The sequence below is a fragment of the Paenibacillus sp. SAFN-054 genome (genome assembly GCF_051966755.1).
Taxonomy (GTDB): Bacteria; Bacillota; Bacilli; order Paenibacillales; family Paenibacillaceae; genus Paenibacillus_AQ.
In genome coordinates this window covers 2,006,546-2,022,223 of the sequence record NZ_JBQCKS010000001.1, presented here as the reverse complement: position 1 = coordinate 2,022,223, position 15,678 = coordinate 2,006,546, and the positions used below count along the sequence as shown (strand labels likewise).

Sequence of the window (15,678 nt, the reverse complement as noted above, 5' to 3'; positions counted from 1 at the left end):
CAGCATATCCATATAAAAGAAGCACACTTTCTTGGTAAGGAGGTTTCTCAAATGGACAAGTTCGTCATCAGTATGGCCACGCTGCGCATGCTTTCGGGGACGATCGAAATCGCAGCTGCGCTGTTTATGCTGAGGCTCATGCAGGTCGATAAGGCGCTCGCCGTCAATTCTTTACTGGCTTTCGTGGGCCCGACTGTTCTTATTTTAACGACTTCCATCGGTTTGATCGGCCTGGCAGACAAGCTCTCATGGGGGAAGATCCTATGGATCTTCGTGGGCGTTTCCTGCCTCTTAATCGGAATTTTGAAAAAATGATAGATTCGTCGTCATAAATCCAAAGTACAAGCATAAACATGAGGTATAAAAACACTAGATTTCAGACGACATGCGTTACGCGTGATGTTGAAGAAAACGACAGCAAGGGGGTGGTCGTATGACGAATCCAATCTGGCTTGAACTTTTTCCTGACCCGATCAAGTCCATGCTGCGCCAGCTGCCGCATGATTATCTCGGGAGGCTGGAGGAAGTGCGAATCCGCGAAGGCAGACCGCTTGAAGTGAATGAATCCGGAGGTCACCGCTTCGTCACAAGGCAAGGGCTGCTTTCCCTCAAAGCGGACGAGGCGTACAGGCCAGATCGGGAAGATAGCCGGAAGTTCCTGGACCTTATCAGTAATCACTCCTTATATACCCTGGAAGAAGAGCTGCGCAAGGGGTTCATAACGGTTCCCGGCGGACACCGCATCGGGCTTGCCGGGAGAACGGTTCTGTCCAGGGGGAGCGTGGAGCATATCCGGGACATCCGAAGCTTTAACGTTCGGATCGCCAGGGAGGTGCAGGGGGCTGCCGATGACATTCTTCCCTATCTGTACGACGACAGGGAGAGAAGAATGCGGCATACGCTCATCCTGTCACCGCCTCAGCATGGCAAAACGACGCTGCTGAGGGATATGGCCAGGCAGATCAGCGGTGGAACCGCATTACAGGCTGCCGGCGCGCGGGGGATCAAGGTCGGTATCATTGACGAACGCTCGGAGATCGCCGGAAGCCTGCAGGGCGTTCCAAGCTTTGACGTCGGTCCCAGGACCGATGTCATGGATGCTTGTCCCAAAGCGGAAGGCATGATGATGATGATCAGATCCATGTCACCGGATGTTCTGATCGTGGACGAGATCGGCAGGGAAGAAGATGCGGAAGCTTTGACAGAAGCGCTGCATGCCGGTATCACCGTCATTGCCTCTGCGCACGGCAGCGGACCTGAAGAGCTTCATAACCGACCTGCGATGCAGAGGCTCCTGGAGAACAGGATGTTTGAAAGGTACGTTATCCTGCATCGAAGCGGCGGCAGAACAACCTTCAGGCTGATGGACAGGCAACTGCGGGGAATCCAGCTGCGGACGAAGGGGGAAGCCCATCATGCTTAAGCTGATCGGAGCCATGCTTATCCTGCTGTCGGGAACGCTCGCAGGGTTCCATCAAGCAGCCCGGTTTGCGGCAAGACCAAGGCAGATTCGCGAGCTGATCCTGGCAATGCAGAGACTCGAAACTGAAATTTCCTACGGATTTACGCCTTTGCCCGATGCATTCGGCAAGATGTCAGAGCAGCTGGGAGAGCCGCTGCGGAGCTTGTTCAAGCGGGCAGCCTTCCACATGAATGAACACGGGAGCACGGCGCAGGAAAGCATTCAGCGCTCGCTGCACGAGAACTGGAAGCGGTCAGCGATGAAAAAGCCGGAACGCGACGTTATCCACCAGCTCAGCTTCACGCTCGGGACAAGCGACAGACAGGACCAAATCAAGCATATTGCCTTGGCTGCGCAGCAGCTGAAGCACGAGGAAGCTTTGGCGAGAGAGGAACAGGCGAAATACGAAAAGATCAGCAGAAGTCTCGGGCTATTGATTGGAGCATTGATCGTCATTTTGATCTTTTAGCGAGGTGCCAAGGAATGAACTTTGAAGTGAACGCAATTTTCCAGATTGCGGGAATCGGCATCATCATTGCGATGATCCACACGGTGCTCAAGCAAATGGGAAAAGAGGATATGGCTCATTGGGTGACGGTCATCGGCTTTGTGGTGGTGTTGTTCATGGTCGTCCGGCTGCTCGATAACCTGCTGCAGGAGATCAAAACCATTTTTCTGTTCCAGTAGGGGTTGCATATGGAAATTATACAGGTGGTGGGTCTTGGACTCATCGCAACCATTTTGATTCTGGTCGTTAAAGAGCAAAAACCTATGTTTGCTTTTCTGCTGGCGGCTGCCACAGGCGTTCTGATCTTCATGTTCCTGATGGGCAAAATCAGCACCGTTATTTCGGAACTGGAACGGATGGCTAAATCCTCCGGCGTCGAGATGATCTACCTGAAAACCATCCTCAAAATCATCGGCATTGCCTATATCGCCGAATTCGGCGCACAGTTGGTCAGGGATGCCGGTCAGGAAAATATTGCCTCAAAAATCGAATTGGCGGGCAAAATGCTGATCATGGTGCTTGCGGTACCCATCATCGGCATCATCATCGAAACGGTACTGAAATTGCTGCCTTCGTAGAAGAAAGTGGGAATACCCATGTTGGGACAACAACGGCGGGATATACGGCATTGGATCATCTTTCTGATCCTTTTTCTAGTGGTTGGAACGAACCAGGTATTCGCGGCTTCTCCGGCGGAAGAATGGGTCAAGCATCAAGCCGAGTCGCTGCCGAAGGATCAGGTGGAATCCTACTGGGAAAGTCTGATGAAAGATTACGGAGGCTTTTTTCCGGATCAAAAGGTGCCTTCCTTTATGGATATATTGCTCCCGGGGGGCGATAGCTTCAATGTCAAAAACGTGTTTTCCGCCCTGGGATCCTTCATGTGGCATGAGGTGCTCTACAACGGGAAGCTGCTCGTCACGATCGTGATGCTGAGCATCATGAGCATGATCCTGGAGACGCTGCAGTCGGCATTCGAAAGAAAAACGGTAAGCAAGGTGGCTTATTCGCTCTGTTACATGGTCATTATCGTGCTTGCGATCAACAGTTTTAATGTCGCAATCGGGTATGCGAAGGAAGCCATCGACCGGATGATCGATTTCATGATGGCCATGGTGCCGCTTCTGTTCGCGCTTCTCGCCTCGATGGGGAACGTGGTCACGGTTTCGGTAACCCATCCGCTTATCATCTTCATGATCAACACCGTCGGCACGCTGATTCATACGCTGATCTTTCCGCTGCTCTTCTTCTCGGCGGTGCTGCATCTCGTCAGCTCCCTTTCCGATAAGTACAAGCTAACGCAAATGGCCAATCTGCTGCGAAACATCAGCGTCGGATTTCTTGGGGTGCTGCTCACGATCTTTCTCGGCGTCATTTCGGTCCAGGGGATTACCAGCTCCGTAACCGACGGCGTCACCATCCGGGCAGCCAAGTATGTATCGGGAAACTTTATACCGGTCGTCGGAAAAATGTTTGCGGACGCAAGCGACACTGTCATCTCGGCCTCGCTCCTCATCAAGAACTCCATCGGGCTGGTCGGCGTCATCATCATCCTGTTCCTCTGCGCGTTTCCGGCCATCAAAATCCTGGTTCTGGCCCTGATCTACAACGTATCCGCCGCCATTATGCAGCCGCTAGGCGATTCGCCGATCACAACATGCCTCGAAACGATCGGAAAAAGCATGCTGTATGTGTTCGCAGCGCTGGCCGCGGTCGGCCTGATGTTCTTTCTCGCCATTACGATCATGCTCATGGCGGGCAACGTGACCGTCATGATGAGATAAGGAGTGCATCGATTATGACCTGGCTGAGCGGATGGCTCAAGGAAATTATCATGGTGGTGCTGCTGGCTACCTTCGTTGACCTGATTCTTCCGAGCCGCTCCATGGAACGTTACGTGAAGCTGGTGCTTAGCCTGCTGATTCTGCTGACGCTGCTCAGTCCCCTGATCAAGCTGCTGACGGACGCGGCCGACATCAAGCTCGCGGGAGCATTCAACCGATTCAATCAGCAATCCGCGGCAGGCGGGGGAACGGGGAGCTTGCAGCAGATCATGGAGCAGGCGAAGGAGCTGAAGAATCAGCAGCAGAAGCAGTCATTGGAATGGGCGGCCCGGGAAATAGCGGCACAAATGCAGGATCAAATCCGCAAGCAGCAAGGCGGCAGCGCGGCGGAAGTACAGGTTGTCCTGGGGGTTCAGGAGGGAGCAGCGGATGAAGCGGCAGCGCAAAATCCTTATATAAAAGGCGTCACCGTAGTGCTGAAACCGGAGGACCGAGGCGTAGCGGCAAACGCCGGGAAGAGCCAGGATCCGGAACACGACATCCGTGTTGAGCCGGTAACGCCCGTGCAGGTTGAAGTCCAGATCGAGCCGGGAGGCGATGCGGAACCGTCCGAGAAGGCGTCGGAACAAGGGGAACTGAGTGAGGATGATCTCGTGAAGGCGGAAGCTATAAAGAAAATGCTGGGAAATGCGTGGGGAATTGAACCGGAAACCGTCGTTGTGCAGAATACTCCTTCCGAAAACCGGAAGCTCTAATGAAACCGAGGTGAACAAACATGGGGAAATGGTTCAAAAAGCTGGAAGAATGGATCAGTGGCGGCGGGCAGGGGGGCGGAAAGAGGATCAACACCTTCCGCTGGCTTATCATCGTCGGGCTGATCGGCGTTGCCATCATTCTGTTTAACTCCTTCGTCAATGTCAAAAAGCTCGATAATGAGAATATCGGAAGGGAACCGCCTGCGAATGCCGCCTCCAAGGAAACGCTCCAGAGCAGTGCCGGCGAGGCCAACGCTTTCAGCAATATTGAGAATGCGGCCGAGGATAAAATGAAAGAAATCCTGGAAAAGATCGTCGGCGTCGGCACCGTTGACATCATGGTGTCGGTTGATTCAACGGATGAGATCATTTACCAAAGGAACGTCAAGGATTCGCAGCAGCAATCGGATGAAAACGACGCAAACGGCGGCAAACGCCACACGACACAGTACACCCGGGACGGTGAAGTCGTCACCTACGAGGAGTCGGGTACCCAAACCCCAATGATTACCAAAAGAGTGAAGCCGCAAATACGCGGAGTGCTGATCGTTGCAAAGGGTGCGGAGAACGAGGTCGTCAAGCAGCTGATCGTCGAAGCGGTGGAAAAGGGACTGAATGTGCCGGAATACCGAATTTCGGTCGTGCCGCGTAAGCAGGGATAAGCAGATTTACAAATAACGAGTTCAAATTTGAGGAGGATTTCAGGAATGAACAATAAAAGACAAACGATTTGGTTGGTATCGATGCTGAGCTTGATGGTTGTGCTGTCCGCTTACTACCTGTTTACGGAGGATTCAGGTTCTTCCAAAACGCCGGTCGCCGACAGTCAGCAGGTGGGGACGAACGTAAAAACGCAGGATAAAATTGCCTCGGCAGGCAAAACAACGACGGAGAACGGGGTGGAGGTTACCGAAGTCATTACCGACGGCAAGGTGAATGATGCAGCTGGAAAAACCCCGGCAACAGAGACGGCCGCAAAGGATGATGCCAAGGATACGGGCAAGGATGCAGCGAAGGACGGAGCGGATAAAACCGCAGCGAGCACAGACTCCAAGGACAAGGCAAGTACCGATCCAGCGGCAGCAGGGGACAAGAAGGCTTCCGCCGACAAAAAGGGAACGACGGATGGCAAAGCGACTGCCAAAACCGATAAGAGCGACGAGGATGTACTGAAAGAGGTGGCCGCCCAAACGCAAAAGAGCTCCGGAGCCAGCCAAATCGACTCCTACCTCTTCCAGCGTGATCAGGCAAACCTGAGCAAGCAAAACGATCTGCTGGCCGCGATGAACGATATGAGCCAGGATGCCGCAGCGTCCGCCAAAGCAAGTGAGGATCTCATGGCCCTCGAAACGAAAGAAAACAAAATTCAGGGCATTGAAGAGGCCCTTGAGCATAAGTATTCCTTTGCGAACGCGTTCGTAAAAGAAGACAACGACAAATATCAAGTGCTGGTTCTGAGCGACAAGCCGGATATCAAACAAGCCGTCAGCATCGTGGAACTGGTCATGAAAGAGCTGGACGTATCCCAAGATAAAGTCAGCGTTCAATACATGGCGCCGTAAGTGGGCGAAAAAACTGGAAAAACGTCGAAAGAGTCCGGGATGATCTTGGGCTCTTTCCATTTCTTTCGTTTGTGATATAATACATATCGTTATGTGTATGTATGTCCGGAAGCCGCGCGCTTCCTTGAAGGAGTGAATAGTGAATGTTGAAGTTAAGCGAAATCAAAGAGTTAATACAATTGGTCGATCAGACCTCCGTGCATGAACTGGATATTGAAATCGAAGGAGCTCATCTGACGATCCGTAAGGCGAACAAAACCGAAGTGATTGCCAGCCAGCCTGTCGCGGCCCAGCCGTATCTTCAGGTTCCGCAGCAAGTACCTCAATATTTGAATCCGCCTGCAGCAGCCGAAGCCGGCGAACAGCCAGCCGCGGGCAGCGCAAGCGCAGCCGACTCTTCCTTACATAAGATTGTATCTCCGATGGTGGGTACGTTCTACAGATCCCCATCTCCTGAAGCGGGCGCTTTTGTCAGTGTCGGAGACAAAGTGAATGAAAAATCCACGGTTTGCATCATCGAAGCCATGAAGCTCATGAACGAGCTGGAAGCGGAAGTGAAGGGCGAAATCGTGGACATCCTCGTGGAAAACGGGCAACTGGTGGAATACGGACAGCCTCTGTTTCTGGTGAAATCGGAATAAACACCGCATGAAGAAAGGGAGGTTACTTGCATGAAATTTCATAAAATCCTGATTGCCAACCGTGGTGAAATCGCCGTTCGCATTATCCGGGCCTGCCGGGAGCTGGGCATTTCTTCGGTTGCTGTGTATTCAGAAGCGGACAAGGATGCGCTTCATGTGCGTTTGGCTGATGAAGCTTACTGCATCGGGCCTACGTCTTCCAAAGACAGCTATTTGAATATCACGAACATTATGAGCGTGGCAACGCTTACCGAATGTGACGCCGTCCATCCCGGATACGGCTTCTTGGCTGAAAATGCCGACTTCGCAGAAATCTGCGAGTCGTGTAACATTACGTTCATCGGTCCTTCGGCGGATGCGATTAACAAGATGGGCGACAAGGCCGTTGCCAAACAAACGATGAAATCCGCCGGCGTTCCTGTCATCCCCGGTTCGGACGGACTGGTCGAGGATTTGGAAGAAGCGGTTATGATCGGCCGGGATATCGGCTATCCTTTGATTATCAAAGCAACGGCGGGCGGTGGAGGCAAAGGCATCCGGATCGCCGAAGACGAACCGGCGCTGATCAAGCAGATCACGGCAGCGCAGCAGGAAGCCCAGAAGGCTTTCGGCAACGCCGGCGTCTACCTTGAGAAATTCCTCACCGGGATGAAGCATGTCGAGATCCAGATCATGGCCGATAAGCATGGCAACGCGGTCAGCCTGGGCGAACGCGACTGCTCGGTGCAGCGCCGCAGACAGAAGCTCGTCGAAGAGTCTCCTTGTCCGGTGCTGACCCAGGAAGTACGGGACAGAATGGGCGAAGCTGCCGTGCGTGCAGCGAAAGCCGTTAACTATTCCGGCGCCGGCACGCTCGAATTTTTGCTGGGTCCGGACGGACAGTTCTATTTCATGGAGATGAACACCCGCATCCAGGTTGAGCATCCGGTTACCGAAATGGTAACGGGCATCGACCTGATCAAGGAAATGGTCTCCGTTGCAGAAGGCAATCCGCTGTCCTTCACGCAGGAGGATATCGTCATTAACGGCAGTTCGATTGAGTGCCGCATCAATGCAGAGGATCCGGATCGCAACTTTATGCCGGCTCCAGGCAAGATTCAGTTTTATCTTCCTCCCGGCGGTCCGGGCGTACGGGTAGACAGCGCAGCCTACCAAGGCTATTCGATCCCTCCGTTTTACGATTCCATGATCGCCAAGCTGATCGTCTGGGCACCAACCCGCGAGGAAGCGATCGCCAAAATGAAACGGGCGCTCACCGAATTTGCCGTTGAAGGCATTCACACGACGATACCGTTCCACCTGAAACTTTTGGAGCATCCTACCTTCAACAAAGGCGATTTCGATATTAAATTCTTAGAGGAAAACGAGATATAAGCCGTAAAGGGGCGTTTGTCATGATTCGCCGTTAGTGTTATATTATGAGTGAATTACAAGCGTCCTTACGGGTGTATCGGTTATCCATCTTACTTGAAAGGTGAGTTGAACCAGAATGAGTACAGTACCGAGCGAATCTGAACGTACGGATATCGGTGAAATACAAATTGCTCCGGAAGTGATCGAGGTGATCGCAGGCCTTGCGACCGTGGAAGTAAGCGGAGTGGCCGGCATGAGCGGCGGTTTCGCGGGCGGCATTGCCGAGCTGTTGGGAAGAAAGAATTTGTCCAAAGGTGTGAAAGTGGAAGTTGGACAGCGTGAGGCTGCGGTTGACGTGTCTGTCATTATCGAATACGGCCAGCGTTTGCCTGAAGTGGCTACCGAAATTCAGCGCAACGTCAAACGTTCGATCGAGATGATGACGGGCTTGACGGTGATCGAAGTCAACGTGCAAATTCATGACGTTCATTTCAAAAACGCCGAGAGAACGGAAGACGTCGAGTTCAGTCAACGAGTGAAATAAAGAGTGATCGTTATAGAATGGGCCTTAAGATCCTGTGTCTTCGGTTCAATCTATTGTTAACCCCCGACATGTGTCGAGGGTTTACTCTAATTTAAGGAGGCTGTGCGTTTCGTGGCCAAGATCCTGGATAGACTTCTGCTGTTTTTGTACAGCCTGAGTATCGGAGTAATAAGTGTATTTGCCATCCTCCGCATGAGTGATTTGGTGCCAGCGCTGGGCGATTACATGGATCAATCGACGCTGCAGCTTACGGTAATCATTGTCGCTGCCGTCCTGTTCCTGCTCAGCATCCGCTTTTTTTACATTTCCATCCGCCGCGAACGGGTTCAAATTCCTTCGATCGACCAGCGGACGGAATACGGCGATATTCAAATTTCGGTCGAAACGATCGAGAATCTATGCCTGAAGGCTGCGGCGAGAGTACGCGGCGCCAAAGATTTGAAGGCGCGCATCCGCGTGACCGAGGCCGGGCTTGAGGTGATGATCCGCGCCGTGGTGGAAGGGGATGTGTCCATCCCTGCCATGACGACCGATATTCAAAAGCAGGTTCATGATCATCTTCAGGAAACAACAGGCATTCCGGTGTCGAATGTGGCCGTATATATAGCGAATGTGGCACAGTCGACAGCGATCAAGAGCAGAGTGGAATAGAGGTGATCTTCCATGATACTCTGGAAGGAAATATGGGAGAGTCACAGAGGACGGATTATCGGCGTAGCCGCGGGAATCTTTTTTGGCTTTATTTATTTGTTAGCGGGTTTTTGGGATATGTTGTTCTTTGCATTGGTTGTGTTCATAGGATATACTGCCGGCAAAAGAAAGGACTCGAAGCTGGGTTCCTTTTTCCGCTGGAGTGAAATGGGGCAGTGGCTTTCGGAGCGCTGGCGTCCTTTTAAATGAACCCGTGATATGCTTTCTCCGGAAAAAAGAGCTGCAGCTGCATATTGCCCATTTCCGGCGAAACCGTATCACGGATTTTTTTTGCCGGTTCACACGCGGTTTCAAGGCGGATGCAAACATATAAATCATTTTATACGTTAAAGCAATCCATACTAATGAGAAGTACCATTTATGACTGGTTCAGGAGGAACATAATGAAAAGACGTTTGGCAAGGGAAATCGTCGTGCAAAGCTTATATCAAATGGAAATGAACGAGGTGGGCAGCGAAGAAGCGGTGAACATGCTGCTTGACGAAGCGGCCGAGGAAAACGATACGGAGCGCACCATCACAAATGAATTGGAGCTGAAGACGTACGTACTGGAGCTTGTGAATGGGGTATGGAGCCACAAGCAAGCCATTGACGGGCTTCTCGAAAATTATCTGAAGGGCTGGCAGATCAGCCGTTTATCCAGAGTCGATCGTCAGATTTTGCGCCTGGCGGCGTTTGAGCTGCTATATTCCGCGGATGTGCCGGCCAAGGTTGCGGTGAACGAGGCGATTGAGCTGTCGAAGCATTTCGGCACCGACGAATCGGGCAAGTTCGTTAACGGCGTGCTCGGCAACATGATTCGCGAACTGGACAAGCTGAAGGACAAGTAAGGCTATTTTGAATTAAGTTTCAGAGGCCATCGATCAATTCATATACAGGGGAGAGAGTAGAATGACAGCAACCATTATCAGCGGTAAACAGGTATCCGAGGAAATCCGAGGCAGCATTGCAGGCGAAGTGAAAGAATTGGCATCCAAAGGCGTTGTGCCAGGTTTGGCTGTCGTTCTCGTAGGGGAAGATCCGGCATCCCAGGTGTATGTGCGGAACAAGGAAAAAGCTTGCCATGACCTGGGGTATTACTCCGAGGTGCATCGACTGCCTGCAGAAACGCCGCAAGCCGATTTACTGGCACTGGTGGACAAGCTGAACAACCAGGACAGCATCGACGGGATTTTGGTGCAGCTGCCCCTCCCAGGGCATATTGACGAAAAGGCGGTCATTAATGCAATCGCCGTAGACAAGGACGTGGACGGATTTCACCCGGTGAATGTGGGAAACCTGGTCATCGGTGATGACAGTCTGCTGCCCTGCACCCCGGCCGGTGTCATCGAGCTGATCAAGCGTGCGGGCATTTCGCTGTCAGGCAAGCATGCCGTCGTCATCGGACGAAGCAACATTGTAGGGAAGCCGGTGTCGCTGCTGCTCCAGCGCGAGAATGCGACTGTCACAATGTGTCATTCCCGCACCGCGAACATGCCGGAAATTGCGCGTCAGGCAGATGTGCTGGTCGTGGCGATCGGACGGGCGAACTATATTGATGCCAGTTACGTGAAGCCCGGTGCGGTTGTCATTGATGTCGGAATGAACCGCCTGGATAACGGCAAACTGGCTGGAGATGTGGATTTCGAAAGCGTAAAGGAAGTATCCGGCCCGATCACGCCGGTTCCCGGCGGTGTCGGTCCCATGACGATTACGATGCTGATGCAAAATACGCTCATTGCGGCGAAACGTCATCACGGTCTTATGTAAGAGAGGGGTTCTGACATGGAACCACAACGTATTTTTTCAATCAAGGACTTAAACAAGTACATTCGAATGAAGCTGGATTCGGATGCCCTGTTGTCCGATGTCTGGATCCGCGGCGAAATTTCGAATTTCACCCATCATTCCAGCGGACATATGTACTTTACGCTCAAGGATACGGGCAGCCGGATCAAGGCGATTATGTTTGCTTCCCACAACCAGCGGCTCCCCTTCGTTCCGAAGGAAGGCGCCAAGGTTATCGCCAGAGGCAATGTGACAGTATACGAGCGGGACGGTCAGTATCAGTTTTATGCGACGCATATGCAGCCGGACGGCATCGGCAGTTTGTACCTGGCTTTTGAACAGCTGAAAAAGAAGCTGGAGGACGAGGGCTTGTTCGCGGCGGAGCGGAAAAGACCGATCCCGGATTTTCCTGAGACGATTGGCGTGATCACCTCGCCAACCGGCGCCGCGGTAAGAGACATCATCATAACGCTCGGACGCAGATACCCGCAGGCCAAAATCGTGCTTTACCCGGTGCTGGTTCAAGGGAAAGGGGCAGCTCCGTCCATCGTTCGGGCGATCCGCCATATGAACGAAATGGAAGAAGCGGATGTGCTTATTGTCGGACGCGGCGGCGGCTCGCTGGAAGAATTGTGGGCATTTAACGAAGAAGCCGTTGCAAGGGCGATTCAGGCCTCCTATATTCCGGTGATATCTGCTGTAGGACATGAAACGGACTTCACCATCGCCGATTTCGTCTCGGATCTGCGGGCAGCCACGCCAACAGCGGCAGCGGAACTGGCCGTCCCGCATTCGGCCGAGCTGAACGAACGGCTGCAGCAGCGGCGTCGCCTGCTTAAACAGCTGCTTCTGGAACGCGTGAAACGGAGCCGGCAGCAGCTGACGTCGCTGCAGCGGTCGCCGGTGCTAGTGCATCCGCGGCGCTATATGCTCCAGCATGCAGAACGCCTGGATATGCTGGAGCAGCGGTTAAGCCGCAGCCTTCGGACGAAGCTTAGCCTCAGCAAGGAGAAGCAGAGCAGGATATACCATGGACTGATGAGATACAATCCAAGTGAGCAGCTGGCTTACGCCAAGAAGCGGAATGAAATCAGCCGAAAGGCTCTGCTCTCGCTGATGCAGTCCGTGCTGAAGAACCGGCAGTCTCAGCTGCATTCATCCCTGCGGCAGCTGGATGCGCTAAGCCCGCTGAAGGTCATGGCCCGCGGCTACGGTCTGGTTTACGATGAGCAGGAGAAGCATCTGATTAAATCAATCAAAGACGTACAGCCTGGTGATCTGGTTCAGATTAAGGTGAGCGACGGACAGCTTTCATGCCAGGTATGGGGAATGAAGGAGGATGGACGAAATGACGGACAAGGACAATGAGCTCAAATTCGAGGATGCCATGATCCAGCTGGAGGATATCGTTGGCGAACTGGAGCATGGCGACGTGCCACTGGAAAAAGCGATCGAGCTTTTTCAGGAAGGCATGAAGCTGTCGCAGCTGTGCAGCCAAAAGCTGGAGCAGGTGGAACGCAAGATCGAAATGATCGTCGAAGAGAATGGCGAGCTTCGCAGAAAGCCATTCGGCGGTGAGCTGGACGTAAACGGCGGTGACGTACTTGAGTGAACAGGCCTCCTTCCAAGAATATCATCATAATATCATCGAGCGGGTGACCGCAAGACTGGAGGAGAGCTTTCCGGCAAGCTGGCACATTCCGTCCACGCTGCGGGAATCTATGCATTACTCTCTGATGGCCGGCGGGAAACGCATGCGTCCGCTGCTTGTCATGGCTGCCTGCGAAGCTTTGGAAGGAAATATGGAAGCGGCCCTTGAAGCGGCCTGTGCTGTGGAAATGGTGCATACCTATTCCCTGATCCATGACGATTTGCCGGCGATGGATGACGATGATTACCGCCGGGGCAAGCTAACGAATCATAAGGTGTTCGGCGAGGCCGCGGCCATTCTCGCAGGAGATGCACTGCTTACGCATGCGTTCTATCTGATCGCAAATCTGGCGGGGGGCCATGGCATACCGGCACAGCAAGTGGTCGAAATCACGATGGACCTCTCCGCATTGGCAGGCCCGCGGGGAATGGTCGGAGGCCAGGCGGCCGATATGGAAGGCGAACAGGGGTTAACCGAGCTGTCGCAGCTGGAATACATCCATCTTCACAAAACGAGCGACCTGATCATGTTCTCGCTGCTGGCCGGGGGAAGAATCGCAGGGGCCGATGCGATGAAGCTCGAAGCGCTTCGCATGTTTGGGCGTAAGCTTGGCCTTGCTTTCCAAATCCAGGACGATATCCTGGACATTGTTGGAGATGAGGCCAAACTGGGTAAAAAAACACAAAGCGACATCAAGCAGGAAAAAGTAACATATCCCTATTTCATAGGCCTTGAAGCTTCGCGTATGGAAGTAGAGCGCTTAACAAGAGAGGCCAAGTCGGCCGTGCTGGAGGCGGATTTCGCCAGACCGGAGCGGCTGCTGGAAATCGCGGATTACTTGATGAACCGCGACCATTAGCGGGCATTCCTTTATGTTTGCGTAAGGTTTTGTGATATAATGACGAAAAGAATCGCTGTTTCTGCAAGAAAAGCGTAACGATATAATTTGAACGAAACATGATAAACAGAATTCACTCTATTCTATCGAGGAAAGCGGGGAGATCAACGTGCTGCTTCCACAAATTCATGAGCCGCAACAAATCAAGTCTCTTTCAGTTGAGGAGCTCAATTCGCTGGCGGCTGAAATTCGTCAGTTTCTGATTGAGAAGCTGTCTGTGACTGGAGGGCATCTCGCATCAAATTTGGGAGTGGTGGAACTCACGCTGGCCCTGCATTATTGCTATGACAGCCCACGTGATAAATTTATTTTTGATGTCGGGCATCAGGCGTACGTTCATAAAATGTTGACCGGCCGGATGGACCAGTTTGATACCCTTCGCAAATTCAAGGGGATGTGCGGCTTTGTCAAGCGAAATGAGAGCGAGCATGACGTATGGGAGGCCGGCCACAGCAGCACCTCTTTGTCGGCGGCTATGGGCATGGCGCTGGCTCGCGATTTCAAAGGCGATAAGAACAAGGTCGTAGCCATTATCGGAGACGGCGCGCTTACCGGCGGCATGGCTTTCGAAGCCTTGAACCATATCGGCCATGAGCAAAAAGACCTGATGGTGATTTTGAACGACAATGAAATGTCGATTGCCCCCAATGTAGGGGCGATGCACAATTACCTGAGCAAAATCCGTTCCGACCGTCATTATTTGCGTGCCAAAGACGAGTTGGAAATTCTTCTGAAGAAAATTCCGGCGATTGGCGGCAAGCTGGCCAAAACGGGCTCCCGCCTGAAAGACAGCCTGAAATATATGATGGTACCCGGTGTATTGTTCGAAGAACTTGGCTTGACTTATCTCGGTCCCGTCGACGGGCATGATACCCAGAAGCTGATCGATACGTTCAGACAAGCGGACAACGTCCGTGGGCCGGTGTTTGTTCACGTGCTCACGACCAAAGGCAAGGGATATAAGCCAGCGGAAGCCGATTCCTATAAATGGCATGGCATTTCGCCTTACAAGATTGAATCCGGTCAAGTCCTTAAGTCCGTTGGCAATCCGATGTATACCGATGTGTTCGGCAAAACACTGATTGAGCTTGGCGAACAGGACCCGAGAATTGTGGCTGTTACCCCAGCTATGCCAAGCGGATCTGGCCTGATCCCATTTAGCGAAAAATTTCCAAGCCGCATGATCGACGTGGGCATCGCTGAGCAGCATGCAGCCACAATGTGCGCAGCGCTGGCAATGGAAGGTATGAAGCCGGTGTATGCGGTATATTCGACATTTATGCAAAGAGCGTATGACCAAATCGTGCACGATATTTGCCGTCACAATGCCAACGTCATGTTTGCGATCGACCGGGCGGGCTTTGTCGGCGCCGATGGAGAGACGCATCAAGGCGTGTTTGATGTGGCGTTCATGCGCCACATCCCGAATTTGGTCATGATGATGCCAAAAGACGAAAACGAACTGCGCCATATGATGAAAACGGCCCTGGATTATGATGACGGGCCGATTGCTTACCGCTATCCGCGCATCAACGGTCTGGGTGTTCCTCTTGATGAGAAGCTTGTCCCGATTCCGATCGGCCAATGGGAAACGGTTCGCGAAGGAGAAGGCTATGCCGTCCTGGCTTGCGGACCGATGGTTCAAGTGGCGATGGAAGCCGCAGAGCAGCTGAAGCGCGAAGGAATTAACCTGCGGGTCGTGAATGCCCGGTTCCTGAAGCCGGTCGATGGAGATATGCTGCTTGAGCTTGCGAACAGTCATACCAATATGATTGTTCTTGAGGAAGCAAGTGAAGCGGGCAGCCTCGGCAGCGCCGTGCTGGAGTATTACGCGTCGAACCATATTTTTGACGCCAGGGTCTCCCTGATGGGAGTGCCGGATCGCTTTATTGAGCACGGCAGTGTTAAGGATCAGCGAGAAGATACGGGATTGACATCTGAAGCTGTGTGCGCCGAGATCAAGAAGCTGATGTCCATGCATTCCTTCGGCATCGGAAAAACGGGTTATTCCTCTTAATGGACCTTAGAATCGGGAGACAAAC

At 52.7% G+C, this 15,678-nt stretch carries 20 protein-coding genes; all 20 read left to right on the top strand.

Going from position 1 to position 15,678, the window contains the following annotated elements; all coding sequences use genetic code 11:
* The first annotated feature begins 51 nt into the window (after positions 1 to 51).
* The 20 genes from ACTHPM_RS09205 to dxs all read left to right on the top strand — a co-directional run bounded on the left by ACTHPM_RS09205 (position 52) and on the right by dxs (position 15,653).
* Positions 52 to 315: a YqhV family protein gene (locus ACTHPM_RS09205; RefSeq protein WP_440394876.1), complete on the top strand. Its 264-nt coding sequence runs from the start codon at positions 52 to 54 to the stop codon at positions 313 to 315.
* A gap of 118 nt (positions 316 to 433) precedes the next feature.
* A complete protein-coding gene (spoIIIAA, locus tag ACTHPM_RS09200) occupies positions 434 to 1,423 on the top strand; it encodes a stage III sporulation protein AA (protein WP_440394875.1) in 990 nt (329 codons plus the stop codon).
* Positions 1,416 to 1,931 carry a stage III sporulation protein SpoIIIAB gene (spoIIIAB, locus tag ACTHPM_RS09195; protein WP_440394874.1) on the top strand — a complete coding sequence of 172 codons (516 nt, stop codon included), beginning with the start codon at positions 1,416 to 1,418 and terminating at the stop codon, positions 1,929 to 1,931. Before spoIIIAA ends, spoIIIAB begins: the two co-directional genes overlap by 8 nt.
* Positions 1,932 to 1,945: 14 nt before the next feature.
* Positions 1,946 to 2,149, top strand: a complete 204-nt coding sequence (gene spoIIIAC, locus ACTHPM_RS09190; RefSeq protein WP_076170008.1) for a stage III sporulation protein AC — start codon at positions 1,946 to 1,948, stop codon at positions 2,147 to 2,149.
* A gap of 9 nt (positions 2,150 to 2,158) precedes the next feature.
* Positions 2,159 to 2,548, top strand: a complete 390-nt coding sequence (spoIIIAD, locus tag ACTHPM_RS09185; RefSeq protein WP_440394873.1) for a stage III sporulation protein AD — start codon at positions 2,159 to 2,161, stop codon at positions 2,546 to 2,548.
* Between the two features lie 18 nt (positions 2,549 to 2,566).
* The gene (gene spoIIIAE / locus ACTHPM_RS09180) at positions 2,567 to 3,754 is read left to right on the top strand and encodes a stage III sporulation protein AE (protein ID WP_440394872.1); all 1,188 of its coding nucleotides are present in this window, start codon (positions 2,567 to 2,569) and stop codon (positions 3,752 to 3,754) included.
* A 14-nt stretch (positions 3,755 to 3,768) separates the two neighbouring features.
* Positions 3,769 to 4,509: a stage III sporulation protein AF gene (gene spoIIIAF, locus ACTHPM_RS09175; RefSeq protein ID WP_440394871.1), complete on the top strand. Its 741-nt coding sequence runs from the start codon at positions 3,769 to 3,771 to the stop codon at positions 4,507 to 4,509.
* Positions 4,510 to 4,529: 20 nt separating this feature from the next.
* Positions 4,530 to 5,171, top strand: coding sequence for a stage III sporulation protein AG (gene spoIIIAG / locus ACTHPM_RS09170; RefSeq protein WP_440394870.1), 642 nt, complete (start codon positions 4,530 to 4,532; stop codon positions 5,169 to 5,171).
* Between the two features lie 45 nt (positions 5,172 to 5,216).
* Complete coding sequence (locus ACTHPM_RS09165; RefSeq protein WP_440394869.1) at positions 5,217 to 6,071, top strand: SpoIIIAH-like family protein; 855 nt, start codon at positions 5,217 to 5,219, stop codon at positions 6,069 to 6,071.
* 143 nt (positions 6,072 to 6,214) lie between these two features.
* A complete protein-coding gene (gene accB, locus ACTHPM_RS09160) occupies positions 6,215 to 6,712 on the top strand; it encodes an acetyl-CoA carboxylase biotin carboxyl carrier protein (protein WP_440394868.1) in 498 nt (165 codons plus the stop codon).
* 30 nt (positions 6,713 to 6,742) lie between these two features.
* Positions 6,743 to 8,086 carry an acetyl-CoA carboxylase biotin carboxylase subunit gene (gene accC, locus ACTHPM_RS09155; protein WP_440394867.1) on the top strand — a complete coding sequence of 448 codons (1,344 nt, stop codon included), beginning with the start codon at positions 6,743 to 6,745 and terminating at the stop codon, positions 8,084 to 8,086.
* 115 nt (positions 8,087 to 8,201) lie between these two features.
* On the top strand, positions 8,202 to 8,609 hold the full coding sequence (locus ACTHPM_RS09150; RefSeq protein WP_440394866.1) for an Asp23/Gls24 family envelope stress response protein: 408 nt from the start codon (positions 8,202 to 8,204) through the stop codon (positions 8,607 to 8,609).
* A gap of 111 nt (positions 8,610 to 8,720) precedes the next feature.
* Complete coding sequence (gene amaP / locus ACTHPM_RS09145; protein WP_440394865.1) at positions 8,721 to 9,260, top strand: alkaline shock response membrane anchor protein AmaP; 540 nt, start codon at positions 8,721 to 8,723, stop codon at positions 9,258 to 9,260.
* 15 nt (positions 9,261 to 9,275) lie between these two features.
* Positions 9,276 to 9,509, top strand: a complete 234-nt coding sequence (locus ACTHPM_RS09140; RefSeq protein WP_440395393.1) for a DUF2273 domain-containing protein — start codon at positions 9,276 to 9,278, stop codon at positions 9,507 to 9,509.
* Positions 9,510 to 9,703: 194 nt separating this feature from the next.
* The gene (nusB, locus tag ACTHPM_RS09135; protein ID WP_440394864.1) at positions 9,704 to 10,150 is read left to right on the top strand and encodes a transcription antitermination factor NusB; all 447 of its coding nucleotides are present in this window, start codon (positions 9,704 to 9,706) and stop codon (positions 10,148 to 10,150) included.
* Positions 10,151 to 10,211: 61 nt separating this feature from the next.
* Entirely contained in the window at positions 10,212 to 11,069 is an 858-nt protein-coding gene (folD, locus tag ACTHPM_RS09130) for a bifunctional methylenetetrahydrofolate dehydrogenase/methenyltetrahydrofolate cyclohydrolase FolD (RefSeq protein ID WP_440394863.1), read from the top strand.
* Between the two features lie 15 nt (positions 11,070 to 11,084).
* Entirely contained in the window at positions 11,085 to 12,455 is a 1,371-nt protein-coding gene (gene xseA / locus ACTHPM_RS09125) for an exodeoxyribonuclease VII large subunit (protein WP_440394862.1), read from the top strand.
* Positions 12,436 to 12,699, top strand: coding sequence for an exodeoxyribonuclease VII small subunit (gene xseB / locus ACTHPM_RS09120; RefSeq protein WP_440394861.1), 264 nt, complete (start codon positions 12,436 to 12,438; stop codon positions 12,697 to 12,699). Before xseA ends, xseB begins: the two co-directional genes overlap by 20 nt.
* Positions 12,692 to 13,597, top strand: a complete 906-nt coding sequence (locus ACTHPM_RS09115) for a polyprenyl synthetase family protein (protein WP_440394860.1) — start codon at positions 12,692 to 12,694, stop codon at positions 13,595 to 13,597. The genes xseB and ACTHPM_RS09115 overlap by 8 nt, the downstream gene beginning before the upstream one ends.
* Before the next feature lie 148 nt (positions 13,598 to 13,745).
* Complete coding sequence (gene dxs / locus ACTHPM_RS09110; protein WP_440394859.1) at positions 13,746 to 15,653, top strand: 1-deoxy-D-xylulose-5-phosphate synthase; 1,908 nt, start codon at positions 13,746 to 13,748, stop codon at positions 15,651 to 15,653.
* The last annotated feature ends 25 nt before the right edge of the window (positions 15,654 to 15,678 follow it).